Raw genomic sequence first — 21507 nt, forward strand, 5'->3', positions numbered from 1 at the left:
TCGTGAGCGCATTGCCTGAAGCAGTGCGCGCGCTGGCCGAGGCGGATTTCGCCTCGGTTGCGCAGCGCTTCGAAAGCGCCGGCTTCGCGGTCGCGCAGCCGGCGTCCGGCGTGCTGACCGTCAAGGCGGCGACGCCGGATGCCGGCCGTCCCAGCGTGCTGGTGTCGGTCGGCGTGCATGGCGACGAGACCGGACCGATCGAGATGGTCGCCTGGCTGGTCGAGGCGCTGTCGCGGACGCCGGAGGCGCTGGCGGTGGACCTGATGCTGTGCGTCGGGAATATCGATGCGATCCGTTCGGCCAAGCGCTTCATCGATGCGGACCTGAACCGCATGTTCCGGCTGGAGCGTGGCTCGCTGGCCGGCACTTTCGAGGCTGGCCGCGCCGACGTGCTGATCGACGTCACCCGCGCCTTCTTCGAAGGCAGCGGGCCGCAGCGCTGGCACCTCGACCTGCACACGGCGATCCGGCCTTCGCACTATCCGATGTTCGCGATCGTGCCGGAGCTGATCGAGGACCGGGCCCGCGAAAACCTGATCGCGTGGATGGGCGAGGCCGGGATCCAGGCCATCATCATGAATCCGGCCTCCGCCGGCACCTACAGCTATTTCACGTCCGAGCACCTCGGCGCGGCCGGCACCACGGTCGAGCTGGGGCGGGTCGGCACGCTGGGGCAGAACGACTTGTCGCAGTTCGCCGATGCGTCGAAGGCGCTGGAGCGGCTGCTGCGCGGCCAGCCGGCCGGGGAAGCGAAGGTGGCGCCACACGTGTTCGCGACGGCGCAGTCGATCATGAAGCTGTCGGACGCATTCAGCATGCGTGTCGGCCGCGAGACCTGGAACTTCACGCCAATGAAGCAGGGCGAGGTGATCGCCTCGGACGGTGACACCGTGTATACGGTCAAGCACGACGAGGAGCTGGTCGTGTTCCCCAACCCTGACGTGCGCGTAGGACTGCGTGCCGGGATCATGGTGGTGCGCATTAATTAAGGAAGAGCGAGCCGCGGCTCGCTCTTTTGCCGTCTGCACGAATCCGTCCGCAGGGCTAGACTGATGACTCCCGATCTGCAGGAGTCATCATGAGCAAGCTGTTTTCCCCGTATTCCCTCGGCTCGCTGGAGCTGTCCAACCGCATCGCCATCGCCCCGATGTGCCAGTACTCGGCCGTCGACGGCCTGCCCACCGACTGGCACATGATCCACCTCGGGAACCTGGCCCTGTCCGGCGCCGCCTTGCTGATCATCGAAGCCACCGCCGTCACCCCCGAAGGCCGCATCTCGCCGGACGACCTGGGCCTGTGGTCCGACGATCACGCCAAGGCCCTCGAACCGGTGATCGCCGCCATCCGCCGCCATTCCCCGATCAAGGTCGCGGTCCAGCTGGCCCATGCCGGCCGCAAGGCGTCGAGCGAGGTGCCGTGGGAAGGTGGCGCCAACATCCCGCCCGGCCAGCCGCGCGGCTGGCAGACCGAAGCCCCGTCCGCCGTGCCGCATGCCGACGGCGAGACCGTGCCGCTGGCGCTGGATGCCGCGGGCCTGACGCGCGTGAAGGATGCCTTCGTGGCCGCCGCCCGCCGCGCCCAGGCGCTGGGCCTGGACGCGATCGAGCTGCACGGCGCCCATGGCTACCTGCTGCACCAGTTCCTGTCGCCGCTGGCCAACCACCGTGACGACGCGTATGGCGGTTCGCTGGAGAACCGCATGCGCTACCCGCTCGAGGTCCTGGCCGCCGTGCGCGCGGCGGTGCCTGGAATGACGGTGGGGATGCGCATCTCAGCCACCGACTGGGTCGAGGGTGGCTGGGACCTGGAACAGAGCGTGCGTTTCGCGCACGCGCTCAAGGCCCAGGGCTGCGATTTCATCCACGTCTCGACCGGCGGCGTCTCGCCCCTCCAGCAGATTCCGCTGGGGCCGGGCTACCAGATCGAATTCGCCGAGCGCATCAAGCGTGAAACCGGCCTGCCGACCATCGGCGTTGGCCTGATCACCGAGGCGAGGCAAGCGGAAGAGATTCTCCAGAACGACCAGGCCGACGTCATCGCCCTGGCGCGCGCCATGCTGTACGACCCGCGCTGGCCCTGGCATGCGGCGGCCGAGCTGGGCGACCAGGTGGTCGCGCCACCACAGTACTGGCGTTCGCAGCCGCGCGAGCACAAGGAACTGTTCGGCGATACGCGGCTCGGCCAGCGCTGATCCGTTCGCGCCGTTTTTCTGCAGTCCAGCGCGCCGTTACTGCACTTTGTCGCATGCAGATGGCGGCGCAACAGGGCGCTTGCTAGAGTGGCATCACTCGAACAACAACCTGATTGGACTGCCATGCGTACCCTCATCGCCCTTGCTTCCCTTGCCGTTCTTTCCGGCTGCGCCATCATCGTCGCCCCGGGCGACGGGGACACCCGCGTGCACACGGCGTGGAGCAGCGACTCGAAGGAGGGCGACGGCGTGGCTGCGCGCGACCAGCGCGCGATCGGCAGCCTGCCGGCGCTGGATGTGAGCGGTGCGCTGCCGGTCGAGGTGCGCGTCGGCCCGGCGCCGTCGCTGGTGGTGGAGGCGGACAGCAACCTGCTGTCGCTGATCCGCACCGAGACCCAGGGCGACACCCTGCGCATCTATTCCGAGAAGAGCCTGCGCAGCAAGACACCGCTGCGCATCGTGTACACCACGCCGCGCTTGAGTGAAGTGCGCGCTTCCGGCGCCACCCGCGTCGAGGTGAGCGACTTGAATGGCGCGCCGCTCGACGTGCGCAGGAGCGGTTCGTCCGAAGTGCGCCTCGCGGGCAAGGTGGGCAACCTGAATGCGCGTTCCAGCGGCTCGGGCCTGCTGGACGCGAGCCGCCTGCAGCTGGAGGGCATCGACGCGACCCTGTCGGGATCGAGCCGCATGCGCCTGGGTCAGGTGAAAGGGGATCATGCGCGGATGGAGCTGAGCGGATCGAGCTCGCTCGACGCCAGTGGCGCGGTGCGCTCGCTGAGCGCCCGCGTGAGCGGCTCGGCCAACGTCGACCTGGCCGACCTCAGGACCGAAGACGCCGACCTCGGCGCCAGCGGCGCCGGCGGCATCCGCGCCACCGTGAAGCAGTCGCTGTTCGCCCGCACCTCGGGCTCGGGCGGCATCCGCGTGTATGGCCACCCGGCCCAGCGCAGCGTCACCGGCGACCGGGTGCACCTGCTGGACTGATCAAAGCAGGTTGTCGAGCAGGTCCGGACCGAACACCTCGCGGTGCAGGCGGCTCGCCGGGGCGCCGTCTTCCAGCAGCGCATTCCACTGCGCCTGCATGAACGGCAGCGGGCCGCACATATAGACATTGGTCTCGCTGCGCGGCCACTTCGGCAGGCGCGCCAGGTCCATGAAGCCGGGCAGGGCGTCGGGAGCGCTGTCCTGTTCATGGAAGGTCACCACCTGCAGGTTCGGCATGCGCGCCCTGGCGGCGGCGATATCGAGCTGGTGCGGATGATGCTCGGGGCAGCGCGCGGCGTGCGCGAAGATCACGCGGCGCTGCGGATTGACCAGGGCGATGCGGTTCAGCGCGCCGATCATCGGCGTGATGCCCACGCCGGCCGACAGCAGCACCACCGGCTCGTCGGACTCGGTATCCGGCAAAAAATCGCCGAACGGATGGCTGACCTGCAGGATGTCGCCCGCCTCCACGTTACGGTGCAGCCAGTTCGACACGGCGCCGGCCGGGACGTTGTCGTTGCCCTCTTCGCGCTTGACCGAGATGCGCATCGAATCGACGCCGTGCGCATCCGACAGGCTGTACTGGCGCAGCTGACGGAACCCGTCGTCGAAGATCGCTTCCACGCTCACGTACTGGCCGGCCTTGAACGGCGGCAGCGCCTCGCCATCCTGCGGCACGAAGCGGATCGACAGCACGTTCTCGCTTTCCTGCACGACCTCCGTCACGCGCATCGGACGCAGGTAGCCCGCTTCGATGCCGGCATCCGCATACATCTTCGTTTCGGCGTCGATGAAGACCTTGGCCAGCGAGCCATAGGCTTCTTCCCATGCCTTCATCAGCGGGTCGACCGCGGCATCGCCCAGGGTCGACTTGATCGCGCCCAGCAGGTGGAAGCCGACGATCGGATAGTGGGCGGCGGTCAGGCCGACCGAGACGTGCTTGTGCACGATGCGGCTGACCACCGGGCCGAGGGCGGCGGCGTTGTCGATGTTGGCGGCGTAGGCGAACAGCGCCGAGGCGAGCGACTGCTGCTGCACGCCGCTGGCCTGGTTACCCATATTGAACAGGTTGCGCAGCTCCGGGTGGGCCCTGAACATATTGGCGTAGAAGGTGGTCGTGATGGCCGGACCGTGCTGGCGCAGGACGGGAACCGAAGCGTCGATATAGGGGCGGGAAGCGGCAGAAATCATGGAGGGTCCTTATTAGATGCAGTTTAAAAGCATATTTTGGTGCTGAAAAAAGCCCGCCTGATGGTCTTCGCGTGCGGGCAACGGTAAGTCGACGGAAGAATTCTATCAAAGATGCTCTTTGGATGCACCTTATTTAAACTATTTATTGCGAGGGAGGCGGACTCACCTATAATCGCAACTTCGTTTTTGAGACTGTTGAGCTGCGGCCGTCGCCGCGATCACTACCGCGCATCGAAGGACTCGCCGTGAACCAGACCCTGGGCCAGAAGCTGTTACGCACCAAATCGGCAGCACGCCATCACGAGGAAACCGCCAGCGTCGGCGTCGCCGGCGCCGTACCCGGCCTGCATCGTTCGCTCGGCCTGTTCCCCCTGACCATGATCGGCGTCGGCGCCACGATCGGCACCGGCATCTTCTTCACGATGGTCGAAGCGGTGCCGAAGGCCGGGCCAGCGGTCGTGCTGTCCTTCCTGCTGGCGGCGCTCACCGCCGGCCTGACCGCGCTGTGCTACGCCGAACTGGCCGGTCGCGTCCCTGCCTCGGGCTCCTCGTATTCCTTCGCCTACGCCACCGTCGGCGAATTCGCGGCCTTCATCGTCGCCGCCTGCCTGCTGCTCGAATACGGGCTGGCGGCCAGCGCCACCTCGATCGGCTGGTCAGACTACCTGAACAACTTCCTGATGAATGCCTTCAACTGGCAGATACCGGAGCAGTTGCGTTCGCCGATGTTCGTCTCGGACCACCATAACGTGACCTTCCATCCGGGGAACATCAACCTGCCGCCGATCCTGCTGGTCATCATGTGCGGCTTCCTGCTGGTGCGCGGGGCCAAGGAGTCGGCCACCACCAACGCCATCATGGTGATCATCAAGCTGGCGATCCTGGTGTTCTTCGCCGCGATCGCCTTCACCGGCTTCAATGCCGACAACTTCCAGCCCTTCTTCAATATGAACGAGGCCTCGGGCTATGCCGGCATGGCCGGCGTGACCGCCGCCGCCGGCACCGTGTTCTTCTCCTTCATCGGCCTGGACACCATCGCCACCGCCGGCGAAGAAGTGAAGGACCCGCGCCGCAACGTGCCGATCGGGATCCTGGCCGCCCTGATCATCGTGACCGTGTTCTACATGCTGGTCGCGGTGGCCGCCATGGGCGCCCAGCCGGCCCATATGTTCGAAGGCCAGCAGGCCGGCCTGGCGGTGATCCTGCAGAACGTGACCGGCCAGGCCTGGCCGGCGCTGGTGCTGTCGGCCGGCGCGGTGGTGTCGGTGTTTTCGGTGACCCTGGTGACGATCTACGGCCAGACCCGCATCCTGTACGCGATCAGCCGCGACGGCCTGATCCCGCAAGTGTTCCAGAAGGTGAGCGCCCGCACCCAGGCGCCGGTGAAGAATACGATCATCGTGTGCTTGGTGGTGGGCCTGGTGGCCGGCAGCGTCGACTCCACCTTCTTGTGGGATATGGTGAGCATGGGCACGCTGACCGCCTTCATGGTGGTCTCGATCGCGGTGCCGGTGATCCGCAAGCGCCAGGGGCTTGATGCGCCACCTGGCTTCCGCGTGCCGTTCGGCCCCTACGTGATCCCGGGCCTGTCGGTGCTGGCCTGCCTGTACATCATGAAGGACCTGTCGCCAGCGACCTTCCGCGTGTTCTTTATCTGGATGGGCGTGGCGGTCGTGGCCTACTTCGCCTACGGCATGCGCAACAGCCGCCTGAACAAGGCAAAGTAAGAAAGAGAACTGCGTGGACAAATTCGAACAGCGGCGCGATCGTTTCGCGCTGTTCGACGGCATGGACAGCCCGTCGGTCAACCTGTGCTTTCCGCTCGAGTTGCCGGACTTCCGGCCCTGGTGCAAGGAGCAGGGCCTGGCGCCCTTCCACGTGCTGCTGTGCGCGGTGCTGCGCTCGGTCCTGAAGATCGAGAACTTCCGCTACCGCATCCACGACGACGAAGTGATCCGCATCGAGCGGCTGATTCCATCGTTCACCGTCAAGAACCTCAACGACGACCTCAATTTCGCGACCTTCGACTGGTCGGACGACCTGCGTGAGTTCGTCGCGCGCGGTCGTGCGGCCGGCATCGCCGCGTCGAACATGACCGGGTTGAACCAGCATTACACCACCCTGTCGCCGCGCGACGCCAAGGACCAGGTGTTCGTCACCTGCATCCCATGGCTCGAGTTCACCTCGATCCAGCATCCGACGACCCGCGTTGGCCGCTCGGACATCCCTTCGCTGGCCTGGGGCCGTTTCCGGGATGGCGCCGACGGCAAGCTGGTGTTGCCGTTCTCGGTGCAGGCCCACCACGGCTTCGTCGACGGCTTTCACATCTACCAGCTGGGCCAGCAGGTAGCAAGCGAGCTGACGGCGATGATGCGTTCTACTTCGCCAGCGGCCGCACATACTCCAGCAGGCTGACCAGGGTCTTGCCCGGCTCTTCCCACGGCGCCATGTGCGCCGAACGCTCGAACCAGACCGCCCGCTTCGACGGCGCCTTTACCTGCGCCAGCCAGGCTTCAGTCGGCGCGGTCGGCGTCGTATAGTCGTGGCGGCCCAGGAACATCACGACCGGCACCGGGAATTCCTTCACCTTCGAATAGTCGACCTCGACGAATTCCGGCAGCAGCCGGCCCAGCGTGAGCAGGCTGCCGGCGTCGATGGCCTTGACCTGGTCCATCGTGTAGTCGGGCGAGAGCAGCGGGCCCTTGAAGAAATACGTCGATTCGCTGCGCCAGGCCGACAGGCCCCCGTAGTGCTGCGGCCACTTGCGCGCGGCCACGATGCGCTCGCGCGTGATCGGCTGGTTGCCGGGATAGGGTGCGATGGCCTGCAGCTCCTTCAGCGCCTCCTTGTCGTCGTGGATGCGCGCCTGTTCCAGCGCATATTCGAAGCTGATGCGTTCATTCTCGCGCACGCTGATCACCTGGCCGATGCCGACATAGGCGTGGAACAGGTCGGGTCGTTTCATTGACGCCGCCATCGAGATCACGGTGCCCCAGCTGTGCGCCATCAGCACCAGCTTCTGCTGGCCGTAGCGCCCGCGCAGGTGTTCGGCCACCTCGATCAGGTCGTCGACGTAGCGCTCGATGCGGATCGTCTCGCCCACGATGGCGGGATCGGTCTCGCCATAGCTCTTGCCGGCGCCGCGCTGGTCGTAGTTGGCAACCGTGAAGAATTCCTCGATCGGGCGCTGGAACTGCCACATGGTCGGCGTGATGGGCGAGGCCGGGCCGCCGTGCACGAACAGGATCATCGGGTTGGCGCGGTCCTGGCCGCGCACATTGATCCATTGGTCGATGCCGCCGATGCGGGTTTTATAGGAATCCTGCACGCCATGCTGGGCCACGATGCGCTGCAGGTCTTCGACCGCGGCGCGCGCGCCGGCGAGCCGCTTCGCGTCGATATTGTCCTGTGCGGCGGCGCTCCCGCACAGCATGCCCAGCGCGGCCAGGCAGCAGATCAGGGTGTTCTTCATATCGCTCTCCCATCGTTTTTATGCATCCAGTCTAGCGGGCGCACAGCGCTCGGTCGCGGCGATCGCGACAGACGGGCAAATCCGGGGAATGACCGGTACAAAACCCCATGAAAAAGGCCGCGCCCCTTGCGGTGACGCGGCCTTCGGAAGAGAAAAGAACGATTACAGCGCGTTCATCTCTTTCAGCAGATTATCCGCCTTGTCGACTTCCTTCATATTCCACAGCATGTAGCGGGTGTCGACCTGGATCGAACGGGTCATCTTGTTGTTGAAGTCCCAGTCCGAGATGATCGAATCCAGGGTGCCGTCGAAGGCCAGGCCGATCAGCTCGCCCTTGGCGTTCAGCGCGGCCGAACCCGAGTTGCCGCCGGTGATGTCCAGCGTCGCCAGGAAGTTGACCGGCAGGGTCTTGAGCTTCGGGTCAAGGTACTTGCCGAAGTTCTTCGCCTGGATCGCGGCCAGCTGGTTGTCCGGCGCATCGAACTCGCCTTCGCCGGTGTGCTTGGCGGTCACGCCTGACACGGTGGTGAAGGCGGTCCAGCCGGTGGTGCCGTCGGCGCCCACGTCGCGGCCGGCGATCTTGCCAAAGGTGACGCGCAAGGTGCTGTTGGCGTCCGGGTAGACGGCCTGGCCACGGCTGTTCATGTAGGCGATCTTGGCCTTCATGTAGTTGCCGTAGGCTTGCTGGATCTTGCCGGCCGATTCCTCGCCTTTTTCCTCGTCCTTGATGTCGGCGTCGTACATCGCGACCGCGGCCTTGATGAAGCTGTCGTTCGAGGCCTTGAAGTCGGCCGGCGACTTCTTGAGCCAGGCGGTGCGCTCTTCCTTGCTGGCCAGCTTGGAACCGGAATAGATGCGGTCCAGCGCCGACTTCAGTTCGGTTTCGCTCATGCCCGGCTTGATGCCCAGGGCGGCGTCGAACGCCGCATCATGCTCGGCGGCCGGTTGCGCGTTGTATTGCTTCAGGAAGTTCAGCACCAGCGCCTTGTCGACTTTTTCGTCGTAGGTGCGGTCCTGGCCTTCGATGACCGAGGTCAGGCGCGGCAGGTCGCGGTCCTGGTAGCCGGTCTTGCGCTCGGTGTCCGGCTTGGCGCGTTCATTGGCCAGGCGATACAGCGTGCGCGCCGAGGTCAGGAACTTCGGCTGCGAGTAGGTCAGGAAGAAGCCCTTCCTGGTGCCGGCGTCGCGCTCGGCGATCAGCTTTTCGGCCGCTTCGATGTCGGCGCCGTACTGCGCCTTGCGCGATGCATCGGCATTCACCCAGGCCTTGAGCGCATTGTGCTCGGCGGTCTTGCGCTGCAAGAAGTCGCTGCTCTGGTAGGAGACCAGCATGCCCTTGCGGTTCTTGTAGTAGTTGTTCACGCCGGCGATCTGGCCGGCGTATTTCAGGCGCGCGGCCGGGTCGTTCTTCGTTTCACGGTCGATGATGGCCAGGGTCTCGCCAGATGCTTGCACGAAGGCCGGGTAGTTCCAGTCGAAGGTGAAGGCCACTTCGGACGGCAGGCGGTGACGGTTGGTGCGGCCAGGGTAGCCCAGCACCATCACGAAGTCGCCTTCCTTGGCGTGGTCTTGCGCCAGCTTGATGATGTGCTTCGGCTTGTACGGCACGTTGTCCTTCGAGAACTCGGCCGATTTGCCGTCGCGGCTCACGTAGGCGCGGTAGAAGCCGTAGTCGCCGGTGTGGCGCGGCCACATCCAGTTGTCGGTGTCGCCGCCGAACTTGCCGACGCCGTCGGCCGGCGCGTGCACCAGGCGCACGTCGCGGATCTCGAGCTGCTTCAGGCGATAGAACTCCAGGCCGCCGTAGTAGCTGGCCACGGTGCAGCGGTAGCCGGCTTCCTGTTCGCAGGCCGCCACCAGGGTTTTCTGGTTCTTTTCGATGGCGTCGATGCGGGCCTTGCCGGTCAGCTTGGCCACTTCTGGCGTGATCACCTGGTTGCTGACGTTGGTGACCTCGTCGGTCACGAAGATGCGGCTGCCTGGCGAAGCCGGCAGTTCCTCGGCCATGGTCTTGGCCAGGAAGCCGTTCTTCAGCAGGTCGCGCTCCGGGGTCGAGTTGACGGCGATGCTGTTGTAGACGCAGTGGTGGTTGGTGACCACCAGGCCTTGCGGCGACACGAAGGAAGCCGAGCAGCCGCCCAGGCTGACGATGGCGCCCATCGGGAACTCGGTCAGTTTGGTCAGGTTGGCCGGGTCCAGCTTGAGGCCGGCGGCTTTCAGTTGCTTGGCCACTTGTGGCAGCTGTTGCGGCATCCACATGCCTTCGTCCGCGTGGGCGGCGAAGCTGCTCAGGATGGCGAGCGAGAGAAGGGTTTTTTTCATGCGCGTAATCTTGGTTGGGAAGGGGATACTCACTTGAAGCGTCCATGAGTATGGTAATCCCATGATGGATCGTCAACCGCTATTTCGACCGCGCAAGCAAATTCCGTTTTTCCCTCGTTTCGCCGTGTTTACTACAGCTGCTTGTCGACCAGCGACACCGCCCAGGTGCTGAAGCGCTGCCACCACGGGCGCTGCGCGAACTTGTGCTCGGTCACCGGCGTGGCGCGCGCCCAGTCCTGTTCGTAGATCTCGCTCATCTGCGCTGCGAAGCTTTCGTCCAGCACGTTCAGGTTGGCCTCGTCGTTGATGCTGAACGAGCGGTTGTCGAAGTTGGTCGAGCCCACTGACACCAGCAGCTTGTCGACGATCAGCGTCTTGACGTGGTACATGGTCGGCTTGTATTCCGAGATCTGCACCCCGGCGTCGAGCAGCTCGGGCCAGCGGTCGCGCGAGGCGGCCTTGACCAGGTCGGAATCGATGATCGGGCCCGGCGTGATCAGGCGCACGCGCACGCCGCGCTTCGCGGCCGCGATCAGGGTGCGGATGGTCAGGTCGTCCGGCACGAAATAGGCGGCCGACAGGTCGATCGTCTCGCGCGCGGCGGTGATCGACATCAGGTACATCAGGTGCATGCTCTCGCTGCCGCCGGTCGGCGAGCTCGAGAACATCTGGGCCGGCATCGTGCCTTTCGGCTCGAGCGCCGGGAAGTAGTCGGGGCCGTCCAGCACCATGCCGGTGGCCTTGGTCCAGTTGTCGTTGAACACCGCCTGGATCTGGCCGACTACCGGGCCTTCGATGCGGAAATGGCTGTCGCGCCAGTGATTTTCGTCCTCGGCATTACCGCGCCACTGGTCGGCGATGCCGACCCCGCCGGTAAAGCCGATCTTGCCGTCGATGACCAGCAGCTTGCGGTGGGTGCGGTTGTTCATGCGCGCCAGCTTCCACCAGACCGGCTTGTGATAACGCTGCACGCGCACGCCGGCCTTTTTCATTTCGTCCACCAGCGCATTGTCCATCTTCATGCCGCCCATGAAGTCGAGCATGACGTGGACCTTCACGCCGGCGCGGGCGCGCTCGGACAGCGCTTCGGAAAATTCCTTGCCGATCGATTCCGACCAGTAGATATAGGTTTCCAGGTTGATCGACTTTTGCGCTTGGCGGATCGCGGCCAGCATGGCGGGGAAGATCTGGTCGCCATTGATCAAGGCCTCGACCTTGTTTCCTTCGAGAATAGGGGGACCGAGCAGCACACCCATCGAGCGGCGAAATTGCGGGTCGTGGGTATCGTACTGCCGGGGCAGCTGCCGCTCGATCTGCTTTTCGCTCGGCATGAAGTTCAGCGCGAGGACGCCGAGCACGAGGGTCGCGGCGACGGTAATCAACACTGTCCAGAACATTTTTGGGCTCATCAATAAGACCACAGAGGAAAAAAAACCAACGCACGTGGCGTTGGTTTTTACAGATGGCGTTTCGTACTCATTAACGAACGCGACCGCGACGCAGCAGATTCACGATGGCCAGCAGGATGACCGCGCCCAGGAACGAGACCAGGAGCGAAGCGACACTGAAGTCGTCCGAGTTGATGGTGCCGGTGCCGAACAGCGGCGACAGCAGCCAGCCGCCCAGGAAGGCGCCGACGATACCCACCACGACGTTAAGAATGATGCCTTGCTCTGCGTCGGTTTTCATGACCATGCTGGCAAGCCAGCCCAGGATGCCGCCGACGACGATCCAGATGATGAATAACATGGTTGCTTCCTCCTCAAGTAAAAAGACATACCCCCAGGCCCAACAATTGCCGTGACCATGGGAAAAAGTCTAGAGATGCGCCCCCATCAGGTCGGTGCGGCAACTCACGTTAGATAGCGTTTTTGCATCGCTGTTCATGCACCGGTCCGGTCGATCGTGGCCGCGTCGGCCGCATGTCCGCAGTTCCGTGTCAACCGTGCGTCATCGAACAGAGCCATGCAGCTCATGGGCATATGGTGGACATCCTTGGCAGTGCCGCTTCGACAGCGCCTGGCCACCCCAACCACCAGAAAGGATTCGACATGAGCAGCTACGACACCAATCGTCAGTACCAGAACCAGCGCATGGTCACCGGCCTGTTCCCCGACCGCGCCAGCGCCGAACGCGCCTATGGCACCGTGTCCGATCGCGGCTATACCCGCGACGACGTCAACCTGTTGATGTCCGACACCACCCGCACCACCCATTTCGCCGACAAGGATACGGAACTGGGCAGCAAGGCGGCCGAAGGCGCGGGCATCGGCGCCGGCATCGGCGGCACCATCGGCGCCGTGCTGGCCGGGATCGCGGCGGTCGGCACCACCCTGGTGCTGCCGGGCCTGGGCGTGGTCGTCGCCGGCCCACTGGCGGCAGCCCTGGCCGGCGCCGGCGCGGGCGGCATCACCGGTGGCCTGATCGGCGCGCTGATCGGCGCCGGCATCCCCGAAGAACGCGCCAAGCACTATGAAGAAGGCATCAAGAACGGCGGCATCGTGATGGGCGTGCACACCCGCTCCGACGAAGACGCGGCCCACATCCAGGAATCCTGGACCAAGCAGGGCGGCTCGCACGTGATCGGCGCCGGCCTGGGCATCGCGGGTGGCGCGGCGCTGGGCGCCACGGTCGGCACCGTGGCCGGTCCGATCGGCACCGTGACCGGCGCCGTGGTCGGTGGCGTGGCTGGCGGCATCGCCGGCAAGGGCGTGGGCGAAGTGGTCAATCCGAAGGCCGGCGACGACCTGGCCGAACACCACCTGGCCAAGGGCGTGGGCGCCGGCACCGGCGCAGCCGCCGGTGCGGCGGTCGGCGCCGTCGGCGGTCCGATCGGGATGGCGGCGGGCGCCGTGGTCGGCGGCCTGGCCGGCGGCGCGGCCGGCCGCGGCGCGGGCGAAGTCGTCAATCCGAAGGTTGGCGACGAACTGCACGACCACAACCTGGCGCAGGGCGTGGGCGCCGGTGGCGGCGCGACCGCGGGCGCGATCATCGGCGCCGCGGCCGGCCCACTGGGCGTGGCGGCGGGCGCGGCGATCGGCGGCCTGGCGGGCGGCGCGGCCGGCAAGGGCGTCGGCCACATGGTCAATCCGCACGAGGAAAACGAGTACTGGCGCACCCAGTACCAGACCCAGCCGTACTACACGCCGGGCTACACCTACGACGACTACGCGCCGGCATATGCGCTAGGCTACAACAGCTATGGCAAATACGATGGCGGCTATGACGCCAACGAAAGCCACCTGGCCGGCGAATGGGAACGCTCGAAGGGCAACTCGCGCCTGAAGTGGGACCAGGCCAAGTCGGCGACCCGCGCCGGCTGGCACCGCGTCGAGCGCGCGATTCCGGGTGATTTCGATCGCGACGGACGCTGATCGCACCGCGCTGAAACGCACGTAAAAAAGCCCCGCCGGTTCGCACCGGCGGGGCTTTTCATTTGGTGCGATCGATCAGCGCTTGACGGCTTCGACCTGGATCGCCAGCTTCACTTCCGGCGAGAAGTTCGGCAGGCCGAAGCTGATGCCGAAGTCGTCGCGCTTGAAGGTGCCCACCACGTCGGCGCCGCAGGCTTCCTTCTTGAGCATCGGGTGCATGATGCACTTGAACTTGTTGATCTGCAGGGTCAGCGGCTTGGTCACGCCGTGCAGGGTCAGCTCGCCGTCGACCGAGGTCGGCACGTCGCCGGTGTACTTGATCGACTTCGACTTGAAGGTCGCAGTCGGGTACTTGGCGGCATCGAAAATGTCCGGCTTCTTGGCGTGCTCGTTCATCTTCTCGTGGCCGAAGTCGATGCTGTTGATGTCGACGGTGATGTCCAGCGAGCCGGTCTTGGCTTCGCGGTCGAGGGTCACGGTGCCCTTCGACGAGTTGAACTTGCCGCGCCATACCGACAGGCCCATGTGGTCGGCCTCGAAGCTCGGGTAGGTGTGGTTCGGCTCGATGTCATAGGTGACCGGCGCGGCGAAGGCGGTGCTGGCGGCGAGGGCGGCGGCGGCCGCGATCAGGTGCTTGATCTTCATGTAGTGATGTCCCTTGTGAGTGTGGTGGTGGTGAAACTTACGGCGCCGCGGTGACGCGGAACTTGATGACGACTTCATCGGCGACCATGCTCGTGTCCTTCCACTCGCCTTCGCCGATGTTGAAGGCCAGCCGCTTGATCGGCAGCTGACCCTCGAATACCTGTTTGCCGCCTTCGGCCTTGACCGCCAGCGGGAAGGTGACGTCGGCGGTTTTTCCCTTCAGGGTCAGCTTGCCCGACACGTTCAGCTTGCCGGCGCCGCCTGGTGCGATGCTGGTGGACACGAAGCTGGCCTTCGGGAATTGCGCCGAATTGAACCATTCCTTCTTGGCGACTTCCTTGTTGTACATCGGGTCGCCGATGTCGAAGCTGGCGGTATTGATCTCGACGCTCGCTTTCGAAGCGGCCGGCTTGGCCGCGTCGTAGTCGATGGCGGCGCTGAAGCTGCGGAATGGCGCCTCGACCGGCACGTTCATCTGCTTGAACACGGCCGAGACGCTGCTCTTGGCCGGATCGGTCTTGAGCGGGACGGCAATGGCGAGGGCGCTGGCGCCGACCAGGGTCGCGACCAGCAGGGCCTTGAATGGTTTCATTGTTTTTCCTTCGGGGTAGGGATGGGGAGCATGCGCTGCATCACGCCGTCGCGGTCGACCAGCAGGTGCTTGAAGGCGGCCAGCACGTGCAGGGCGACCAGGCCGGCCAGCAGCATATTGAGCCAGTAGTGCACGCCGCGCAGCACGGCGCGCAGCTCGGGATCGGGGCCGATCAGCACCGGCAGCGGGATCTCGCCGAAAACCACGACCGGGAAGCCGGCCGCCAGGCTGAAGAAATATCCCGACAGCGGCACCGCGAACATCAGCACGTACAGCAGGACGTGCAGGCCATGGGCGGCGCCGCGCTGCCAGGCCGGCATGTCGTCGACGTATTGCGGCGGGTGGTTGAACAGGCGCCACAGGAGACGCAGCGCGGCCAGGCCGAGCACGGTGACGCCGGCCCATTTGTGCCAGTTGGTGTAGCGGATCTTGGCCATGCTGATGCCCTGGATGTCGGTCATGACCAGGCCGAGCGTGAAGGTGCCGATGATGGCGATGGCGATCAGCCAGTGCAGCACGATTGCGGGCATCGTATAACGGCGCATGTTGTCTCTAGGTAACTAGTACGAGTTAGAACTAACCAACTATAGCAAAAAAGCGATCACTGTGCTGCCGTGCTTGAATTTCTGTCGCAAACACTAGCACGGACTTGTAAAACATGCACCATGCAGCTCGACCGAATGTAAAATCCGGTTATGAGCGCATTTATTAATTATTGCTGTCGGCACATTTTGTTGGCTACGAGCACAGTTGTATGGCTCTCCCTGCCAGCCATCGCTGCCCCTGGCGGGCAGGACGACCTTGCTGACCTCTCGATCGAGGAACTGGCCAATATCCAGGTGACTTCGGTCTCGAAGCGGCCCGAGCGCCTGCAGGATGCGCCGGCGGCCGTGTTCGTGATCACGGCCGACGACATCCGCCGCTCCGGCGCCGATTCGCTGCCCGAGGCGCTGCGCCTAGCGCCCAATCTGCACGTGGCGCGCATCAACGGCTATGCCTATTCGATCAGCGCGCGCGGCCAGAATAGCGGCAGCAGCGTGCTGTCGAACAAGCTGCTGGTATTGATCGATGGCCGTTCGGTGTACACGCCGCTGTTCGCGGGCGTGTTCTGGGACGCCCAGGACGTGCTGCTCGAAGACGTCGAACGCATCGAAGTGGTGAGCGGGCCGGGCGGCGTCATGTGGGGCTTGAACGCGGTCAACGGCGTCATCAACATCACGACCCGGTCGGCGCGCGACACCCAGGGCGGCATGCTGGCGCTGCAGGGCGCGAATGACGGCAGCGGCGGCGCCGCCTTCCGCCAGGGCGGCACGAGCACTGGCGGCGTGGCCTGGCGCGCCTACGGCAAATTCACCCGCCGCGACAACAGCGACCGGGTCGGCGGCGGACGCATCGACGACCGCTACCGGCGCAGCCATGCCGGCGTGCGCGCCGACTGGGAGCAGGGCGGCGAACGTTATTCGGTGACCGGCAACGTCTACCAGGGGCGGCTCGACCAGCCGCAGCCGGGAGAAATCGCGGTGCCGGGCGGTCCCCTTGATCTCGATCGCGTGCGCTCCGACGGCGCCAACCTGACCGCGCGCTGGCAGCGCCAGCTCGCGGACGGTGGCGACGTCGCCGTCCAGGCCTACCTCGATCACACGGTGCGCGAATCGCCGCCCTTGTTCAGCGAGCGCCTGACCACGGCCGACCTGCAGTTCCAGCACACGCTGCCGGTCGCCGGCCGCCATGGGCTGATGTGGGGCGCCAACTACCGCCAGACGCGCGACCGCGTCGGTAACACCCAGTACGTGGCCTTCCTGCCGGCCGACACCAACCAGCGCTGGGGCAGCCTGTTCGTGCAGGACGAGATCGCACTGGATGACGCCTGGCGACTGACGCTGGGTGGACGCGCCGAGTACAACCATTACACCGGCGTCGAGTGGCTGCCGAGCGCGCGCCTGTCGTGGCGCATGTCGCCGCAGCACGCCTTCTGGGCCTCCGCGGCGCGCACCGTGCGCGCGCCGGCGCGGCTGGACGCCGACGCCTGGGTGCCGGGGCAGCCGCCATACATCCTGCGTGGCGGGCCAAGGGTGCGCAGCGAAGTGGCGCGCGTGATCGAGCTGGGCTACCGCGGCCAACCGACGGCGGCGCTGTCGTATTCGGTCACGCTGTTCCATAACGACTACTATCACCTGCGCACGCAAGAACTCGATCCCAGCGGCAGTTATCTGCTGTTCGACAACCTGATGGAAGGCCGTGCCAGCGGCATCGAAGCCTGGGGCAGCTGGCAGCCGATGCCGCGCTGGCGCCTGTCGGCCGGCTGGACCGCGCTGCACCAGCGCCTGCACCTCAAGCCCGGCGGCAACGACGTGGCGCGCCTGCAGACGGCGCGGCGCGACCCCTCGCATACGGCGCAACTGCGATCGAGCTACAACATCGACGACGCGCGCGAGATCGACGTCACAGTACGCCGGGTGGGCGAGATGCCGGCCTCACGGGTGGCGTCGTACACGGCGCTCGATGCGCGCTTCGGCTGGCGTGTGCGGCCGGGCGTGGCCTTGTCGGTGTATGGCGAGAACCTGAATGGCGGGCATGTGGAGTTTGGCTCCAGCACGTATTGGGCCCAGTTCGAGCGCCGGGTGGGCGTCAAGGTAAGGTGGGATTATTGAGAGCAGCGTAGATGCTGTTCTTTTGTCGGCCCCTGAACGTCGTTCCTGCCACTGGCAGGAACGACGTGCGGAGGATAACGCTTAGATGTCGGCTGCCAGCTTGGCCGCCAGGCCGGTGTAGTTCGCCGGCGTCATCGCCAGCATCAGGTCCTTGGCTTCCTGCGGCACGGCCAGCGTCCCGATGAACTCGCGCAGCGCTTCGCGGGTGATGCCCTTGCCGCGGGTGAGTTCCTTCAGCTGCTCGTACGGGTTGGCGATGCCGTAGCGGCGCATCACGGTCTGCACCGGCTCGGCCAGCACTTCCCAGTTCGCGTCCAGGTCCTGCTCCAGGCGGGCGGCGTTCACCTCCAGCTTGTTCAGGCCGCGCAGGCAGCTGTCGTAGGCCAGCAGGGCGTAGCCGAAGCCGACGCCGATATTGCGCAGCACCGTCGAATCGGTCAGGTCGCGCTGCATGCGCGAGACCGGCAGCTTGTCGGCCATGTGACGCAGCACCGAATTGGCCAGGCCCAGGTTGCCTTCCGAGTTCTCGAAGTCGATCGGGTTGACCTTGTGCGGCATGGTCGACGAGCCGATCTCGCCGGCTTTCAGCTTCTGCTTGAAGTAGCCCAGCGAGACGTAGGTCCAGATGTCGCGGTTCAGGTCGAGCAGGATGGTGTTGGTGCGCGCGATGGCGTCGAACATCTCGGCCATGTAGTCGTGCGGCTCGATCTGGATCGTGTACGGATTAAACGTCAAGCCCAGCCGTTGTTCGATCACGTTCTTCGAGAAGGTCGGCCAGTCGAATTCCGGATAGGCCGACAGGTGGGCGTTGTAGTTGCCCACCGCGCCATTCATCTTGCCCAGGATCTCGACGTCGGCGATGCGCTTGACGGCGCGCTGCAGGCGCGCGACCACGTTGGCGAATTCCTTGCCCAGCGTCGTCGGGCTGGCGGTCTGGCCGTGGGTGCGCGACAGCATCGGCAGCGCCGCGTTGGCGTGGGCGATCTCGGTCAGCTTGGCGATGATGGCCTGCAGGGCCGGCAGCAGCACGCCGTCGCGCGCGGCCTTGAGCATCATGCCGTGCGAGGTGTTGTTGATGTCTTCCGAGGTGCAGGCGAAGTGGATGAACTCGCTGGCCGCGACCAGCTCCGGCACGTCCTTGACCTGTTCCTTGAGCCAGTATTCGACGGCCTTGACGTCATGGTTGGTGACCGCCTCGATTTCCTTGATGCGGGCGGCATCCTTTTCGCCGAATTCGGCGGCCATCTTGTCGAGGTGAGCGATCGCTTCGCTTGAAAACGGCTTGATCTCGGCAAAGCCGGCCTGCGACAGCGCCTGCAGCCACGCGATCTCGACCTTCACGCGGTGGTGCATGAAACCCGTTTCCGACAGGATCGGGCGCAGCTTGTCGGTTTTCGAAGCGTAACGGCCGTCGAGCGGGGACAGGGCCGACAAGGTAGGGGACAGGGCGGTAGAGGTCATGGCAGCAGTGGCGGTCAAAAACGCGGATTTTACCACCGGACGGGCGGCGAACCCTTGCGCATGCTGCGGTGCGGGAGTGTGTTGGGGCGGCGACAGCGCAGGTTTTGCGGCAGGGCCCGATGCTATACTGGGTTTCAATTCCCAACTGCGACCTCCCATGAAACTCATCGGTTCTGTCACCAGCCCCTACGTCCGCAAGGTCCGTGTCGTGATGGCGGATAAAAAACTCGACTATTCCTTTATCCAGGAGAATGTCTGGGCCGCCGACACCACCATCCAGCAGACGAATCCACTGGGCAAGGTTCCATGCCTGGTGATGGAAGACGGCAGCACCCTGTACGACTCGCGCGTGATCGCCGAATACCTCGACACGCTCACCCCGGTCTGCAAGCTGCTGCCGCCGAACGGCCGCGACCGGGCCGAGGTCAAGGTCTGGGAAGCCCTGGCCGACGGCGTGCTCGACGCCGCCGTGCTGGTGCGCCTGGAAACCACCTTGCGCCCAGAGGCCCAGCAAAGCCCCGAGTGGATCGCCCGCCAGTGGGGCAAGGTGCATGCCGGCCTGCGCGTGATGTCCGAGCGCCTCGGCGAGTCGGCTTTCAGCGCCGGCAACCACTATTCGCTGGCCGACGTCGCCGTCGGCTGCGCCCTGGGCTGGATCGCCTTCCGCTTCCCCGACATCGACTGGCGCGGCGACTATCCGAACCTGGCCCGCCTGTTCGACAAGCTGTCCGAACGCCAGTCGTTCAAGGACACCGTCCCCTTCCTCGCATGAACGGCGTGCCGGGCATGTCCACCGCCGTGGTGTTCGGCGAAGCGCTGGTCGACGATTTTCAGCCCGAGCAGGTCGTCGGCGGGGCGCCGTTCAACGTGGCGCGCCACCTGGCCGCCTTCATGGCGCCGGTGCTCAGCATCACCCGCATCGGCGACGACAAGAGCGGCCAGCTGGTGCGCGCCGAGTTCGAGCGCTTCGCCATGAGCGAGGCCGGGCTGCAGATCGACCCGCTGGAAGAAACCGGCCGCGTGCTGGTCGAGCGCGGCCCGCGCGGCCACCGCTTCACGATCCTGCCGAACCAGGCCTACGACTTCATCGACCGCGCCGCCGCGGTGGCGAGCGTGGAAGGTGTCACGCCGGGCATCGTCTATTTCGGCATGCTGGCCCAGCGCCACGAGGTGTCGCGCGGCGCTTTGAGCGCCGTACTGGATGGCGCCGCCGGCACGGCGACGCGCTTCCTCGACCTGAACCTGCGCGACGGCCAGTACGACGAGCGCGGCGTCACCCGCTCGCTGCAGGCGGCGAACATCGTCAAGGTCAACGAAGAAGAATTGCAGGCGCTGTTCGGCTGGTACTTCCAGATCAAGCCCGACGACCCGCCGCTGGCGGCCGACGAGGTGCATGCCTCGTGCCAGGCATTGCTCAGGATGTTTTCGCTCGACGCCCTGATCGTCACCCTGGGCCACCGCGGCTCGGTGTACTTCGACAGCGAGGGCCGGGTCCTGACCCAGCGCGACCATCCGGCCCCGCCGTTTGTGATCGATACGGTGGGGGCGGGCGACGCCTTTGCGGCGATTTTCCTGCTGGGACGGATGCGCGGCTGGCCACTGGAAACAGCTTTGTCGCGCGCGAACGAATTCGCCGGCGCGATCTGCGCGATTCCCGGCGCGGTGCCGAGGGATATGGGGTTCTACGACAAGTGGATGACGCGCTGGCGCTGATAACTTCCAGCCGCGTTGAATGGGTCGTTCCTGCGGAGGCGGGAACCCAATTTCTTGCGATCAGCCGACAACGCCAAACGGCGCCGCCGGCCATATGACATCACGAAGCGATCTGGCTCTGCAGGTAATTCTGGATGCCGACCTTGACGATCAGGTCGAGCTGGGTTTCCAGCCACTCGATGTGCTCTTCGGTGTCTTCCAGGATCATCAGGAACAGGTCGCGCGACACATAGTCGGCGGCCGCTTCGCAGGCGGCGATGCCTTCCTTGACGGTCACTTGCGCGCCGCGTTCGAGTTTCAGGTCGCATTCCAGCATTTCCTGGGTCGATTCGCCGATCATCAGCTTGTGCAGCGCCTGCAGGTTCGGCAGGCCGTCCAGCATCAGGATGCGGTCGATCAGCTTATCGGCGTGCTTCATTTCGCCGATCGATTCTTCGTATTCCTTTTTACCCAGCTTTTCCAGGCCCCAATGGCGATACATGCGCGCATGCAGGAAATACTGGTTGATTGCGGTGAGTTCATTGGTCAGCTGTGCGTTCAGCAGACGGAGAACGTTTTGATCGCCTTTCATTTGGAGTGCCCCTGATGATTTTGAATGGACTCAATGATAGCAAACACTCCGGCGAAATATGCCCTCAAAAGGGAGAAAATTGGCGAAAAAAGCGCATTAAATCGAAGAAAAAGCCACAAAATGCGACGTAATAAAAACCGTTCTCACTCCACGTTGATAACGCTTCTCGCTACCGCGAAAATGAAATGAGACCGCTTCTCGTTCCACCGCTTTCGGCCATTATCTCCAGCTTCTTTCCCGCATTAAAAACCGCGTTAAAAACCTATTAATCGCAGCTTGGCATTGTTCTCCCTGCCGTGGCGCGCCATGGCACGCCCGCCGCCAGGATAGGCGACAGGCG

The 21507-nt window shown here is 65.0% G+C and carries 19 protein-coding genes; 9 read left to right on the forward strand and 10 right to left on the reverse strand.

The window, feature by feature from the left end:
• Positions 1-2 precede the first annotated feature (2 nt).
• From J3U95_RS15980 to J3U95_RS15990, 3 genes are all read left to right on the forward strand, one after another.
• Entirely contained in the window at positions 3-989 is a 987-nt protein-coding gene (locus J3U95_RS15980; protein WP_208279648.1) for a succinylglutamate desuccinylase, read from the forward strand.
• 89 nt (positions 990-1078) lie between these two features.
• Entirely contained in the window at positions 1079-2191 is a 1113-nt protein-coding gene (locus J3U95_RS15985) for an NADH:flavin oxidoreductase/NADH oxidase (protein WP_208279650.1), read from the forward strand.
• 123 nt (positions 2192-2314) lie between these two features.
• Positions 2315-3175, forward strand: coding sequence for a head GIN domain-containing protein (locus tag J3U95_RS15990; protein WP_208279652.1), 861 nt, complete (start codon positions 2315-2317; stop codon positions 3173-3175).
• Here the strand turns inward: J3U95_RS15990 and J3U95_RS15995 are convergent, their stop codons facing one another.
• On the reverse strand, positions 3176-4366 hold the full coding sequence (locus J3U95_RS15995) for a globin domain-containing protein (RefSeq protein ID WP_208279654.1): 1191 nt from the start codon (positions 4364-4366) through the stop codon (positions 3176-3178). It lies immediately after the preceding gene.
• A gap of 245 nt (positions 4367-4611) precedes the next feature.
• Between J3U95_RS15995 and J3U95_RS16000 the strand changes: the two genes are divergently transcribed.
• A complete protein-coding gene (locus J3U95_RS16000; protein WP_208279656.1) occupies positions 4612-6093 on the forward strand; it encodes an APC family permease in 1482 nt (493 codons plus the stop codon).
• A gap of 13 nt (positions 6094-6106) precedes the next feature.
• Positions 6107-6781, forward strand: coding sequence for a CatA-like O-acetyltransferase (locus tag J3U95_RS16005; RefSeq protein ID WP_208279658.1), 675 nt, complete (start codon positions 6107-6109; stop codon positions 6779-6781).
• On the opposite strand, the gene J3U95_RS16010 is transcribed toward J3U95_RS16005, so the two are convergent.
• The 4 genes from J3U95_RS16010 to J3U95_RS16025 form a co-directional block, all read right to left on the reverse strand.
• Positions 6744-7838, reverse strand: a complete 1095-nt coding sequence (locus J3U95_RS16010) for an alpha/beta fold hydrolase (RefSeq protein WP_208279660.1) — start codon at positions 7836-7838, stop codon at positions 6744-6746. The genes J3U95_RS16005 and J3U95_RS16010 overlap by 38 nt on opposite strands.
• A 162-nt stretch (positions 7839-8000) precedes the next feature.
• The gene (locus tag J3U95_RS16015) at positions 8001-10160 is read right to left on the reverse strand and encodes a S46 family peptidase (protein ID WP_208279662.1); all 2160 of its coding nucleotides are present in this window, start codon (positions 10158-10160) and stop codon (positions 8001-8003) included.
• A gap of 131 nt (positions 10161-10291) precedes the next feature.
• Positions 10292-11557 (reverse strand): cardiolipin synthase, encoded by a 1266-nt coding sequence (gene cls, locus J3U95_RS16020; RefSeq protein ID WP_208279664.1) that lies wholly within the window; start codon positions 11555-11557, stop codon positions 10292-10294.
• Positions 11558-11639: 82 nt separating this feature from the next.
• The gene (locus J3U95_RS16025; RefSeq protein WP_005664749.1) at positions 11640-11909 is read right to left on the reverse strand and encodes a GlsB/YeaQ/YmgE family stress response membrane protein; all 270 of its coding nucleotides are present in this window, start codon (positions 11907-11909) and stop codon (positions 11640-11642) included.
• A gap of 302 nt (positions 11910-12211) precedes the next feature.
• Between J3U95_RS16025 and J3U95_RS16030 the strand changes: the two genes are divergently transcribed.
• On the forward strand, positions 12212-13534 hold the full coding sequence (locus J3U95_RS16030; protein WP_208279666.1) for a hypothetical protein: 1323 nt from the start codon (positions 12212-12214) through the stop codon (positions 13532-13534).
• Positions 13535-13609: 75 nt separating this feature from the next.
• Here J3U95_RS16030 and J3U95_RS16035 read toward each other — a convergent pair whose 3' ends face one another.
• Genes J3U95_RS16035 through J3U95_RS16045 form a run of 3 tightly spaced genes read right to left on the reverse strand, consistent with a single transcriptional unit; the run spans position 13610 to position 15316 of the window.
• Complete coding sequence (locus J3U95_RS16035) at positions 13610-14179, reverse strand: YceI family protein (protein ID WP_208279668.1); 570 nt, start codon at positions 14177-14179, stop codon at positions 13610-13612.
• Positions 14180-14216: 37 nt separating this feature from the next.
• A complete protein-coding gene (locus J3U95_RS16040) occupies positions 14217-14771 on the reverse strand; it encodes a YceI family protein (protein WP_208279670.1) in 555 nt (184 codons plus the stop codon).
• A complete protein-coding gene (locus J3U95_RS16045; protein WP_208279673.1) occupies positions 14768-15316 on the reverse strand; it encodes a cytochrome b in 549 nt (182 codons plus the stop codon). The genes J3U95_RS16040 and J3U95_RS16045 overlap by 4 nt, the downstream gene beginning before the upstream one ends.
• Before the next feature lie 189 nt (positions 15317-15505).
• On the opposite strand from J3U95_RS16045, the gene J3U95_RS16050 reads away from it, so the two are divergent.
• On the forward strand, positions 15506-17422 hold the full coding sequence (locus tag J3U95_RS16050) for a TOL_0244 family TonB-dependent receptor (protein ID WP_229519876.1): 1917 nt from the start codon (positions 15506-15508) through the stop codon (positions 17420-17422).
• Between the two features lie 81 nt (positions 17423-17503).
• On the opposite strand, the gene purB is transcribed toward J3U95_RS16050, so the two are convergent.
• Complete coding sequence (purB, locus tag J3U95_RS16055) at positions 17504-18883, reverse strand: adenylosuccinate lyase (protein ID WP_208279677.1); 1380 nt, start codon at positions 18881-18883, stop codon at positions 17504-17506.
• 157 nt (positions 18884-19040) lie between these two features.
• On the opposite strand from purB, the gene J3U95_RS16060 reads away from it, so the two are divergent.
• Together J3U95_RS16060 and J3U95_RS16065 are read left to right on the forward strand one after the other, a co-directional pair.
• Positions 19041-19655: a glutathione S-transferase C-terminal domain-containing protein gene (locus J3U95_RS16060; protein WP_005664763.1), complete on the forward strand. Its 615-nt coding sequence runs from the start codon at positions 19041-19043 to the stop codon at positions 19653-19655.
• Positions 19656-19669: 14 nt separating this feature from the next.
• A complete protein-coding gene (locus J3U95_RS16065) occupies positions 19670-20596 on the forward strand; it encodes a PfkB family carbohydrate kinase (RefSeq protein ID WP_229519877.1) in 927 nt (308 codons plus the stop codon).
• Between the two features lie 100 nt (positions 20597-20696).
• Here the strand turns inward: J3U95_RS16065 and bfr are convergent, their stop codons facing one another.
• Positions 20697-21167 carry a bacterioferritin gene (bfr, locus tag J3U95_RS16070; RefSeq protein WP_109346016.1) on the reverse strand — a complete coding sequence of 157 codons (471 nt, stop codon included), beginning with the start codon at positions 21165-21167 and terminating at the stop codon, positions 20697-20699.
• Positions 21168-21507: the final 340 nt, after the last annotated feature.

The organism is Massilia oculi (assembly GCF_017582745.1).
Classification (GTDB): Bacteria; Pseudomonadota; Gammaproteobacteria; order Burkholderiales; family Burkholderiaceae_D; genus Telluria; species Telluria oculi_A.

Bases quoted from the DNA above. Each gene is read 5' to 3' on its own strand.
- J3U95_RS16015 (WP_208279662.1), bottom strand. From the start codon at position 10,160: ATGAAAAAAACCCTTCTCTCGCTCGCCATCCTGAGCAGCTTCGCCGCC.
- purB (WP_208279677.1), bottom strand. From the start codon at position 18,883: ATGACCTCTACCGCCCTGTCCCCTACCTTGTCGGCCCTGTCCCCGCTC.
- cls (WP_208279664.1), bottom strand. From the start codon at position 11,557: ATGTTCTGGACAGTGTTGATTACCGTCGCCGCGACCCTCGTGCTCGGC.
- J3U95_RS15985 (WP_208279650.1), top strand. From the start codon at position 1,079: ATGAGCAAGCTGTTTTCCCCGTATTCCCTCGGCTCGCTGGAGCTGTCC.
- J3U95_RS15990 (WP_208279652.1), top strand. From the start codon at position 2,315: ATGCGTACCCTCATCGCCCTTGCTTCCCTTGCCGTTCTTTCCGGCTGC.
- J3U95_RS16025 (WP_005664749.1), bottom strand. From the start codon at position 11,909: ATGTTATTCATCATCTGGATCGTCGTCGGCGGCATCCTGGGCTGGCTT.
- J3U95_RS15995 (WP_208279654.1), bottom strand. From the start codon at position 4,366: ATGATTTCTGCCGCTTCCCGCCCCTATATCGACGCTTCGGTTCCCGTC.
- J3U95_RS16045 (WP_208279673.1), bottom strand. From the start codon at position 15,316: ATGCGCCGTTATACGATGCCCGCAATCGTGCTGCACTGGCTGATCGCC.
- J3U95_RS16030 (WP_208279666.1), top strand. From the start codon at position 12,212: ATGAGCAGCTACGACACCAATCGTCAGTACCAGAACCAGCGCATGGTC.
- J3U95_RS16040 (WP_208279670.1), bottom strand. From the start codon at position 14,771: ATGAAACCATTCAAGGCCCTGCTGGTCGCGACCCTGGTCGGCGCCAGC.
- J3U95_RS16035 (WP_208279668.1), bottom strand. From the start codon at position 14,179: ATGAAGATCAAGCACCTGATCGCGGCCGCCGCCGCCCTCGCCGCCAGC.
- bfr (WP_109346016.1), bottom strand. From the start codon at position 21,167: ATGAAAGGCGATCAAAACGTTCTCCGTCTGCTGAACGCACAGCTGACC.
- J3U95_RS16010 (WP_208279660.1), bottom strand. From the start codon at position 7,838: ATGAAGAACACCCTGATCTGCTGCCTGGCCGCGCTGGGCATGCTGTGC.
- J3U95_RS16065 (WP_229519877.1), top strand. From the start codon at position 19,670: ATGTCCACCGCCGTGGTGTTCGGCGAAGCGCTGGTCGACGATTTTCAG.
- J3U95_RS16060 (WP_005664763.1), top strand. From the start codon at position 19,041: ATGAAACTCATCGGTTCTGTCACCAGCCCCTACGTCCGCAAGGTCCGT.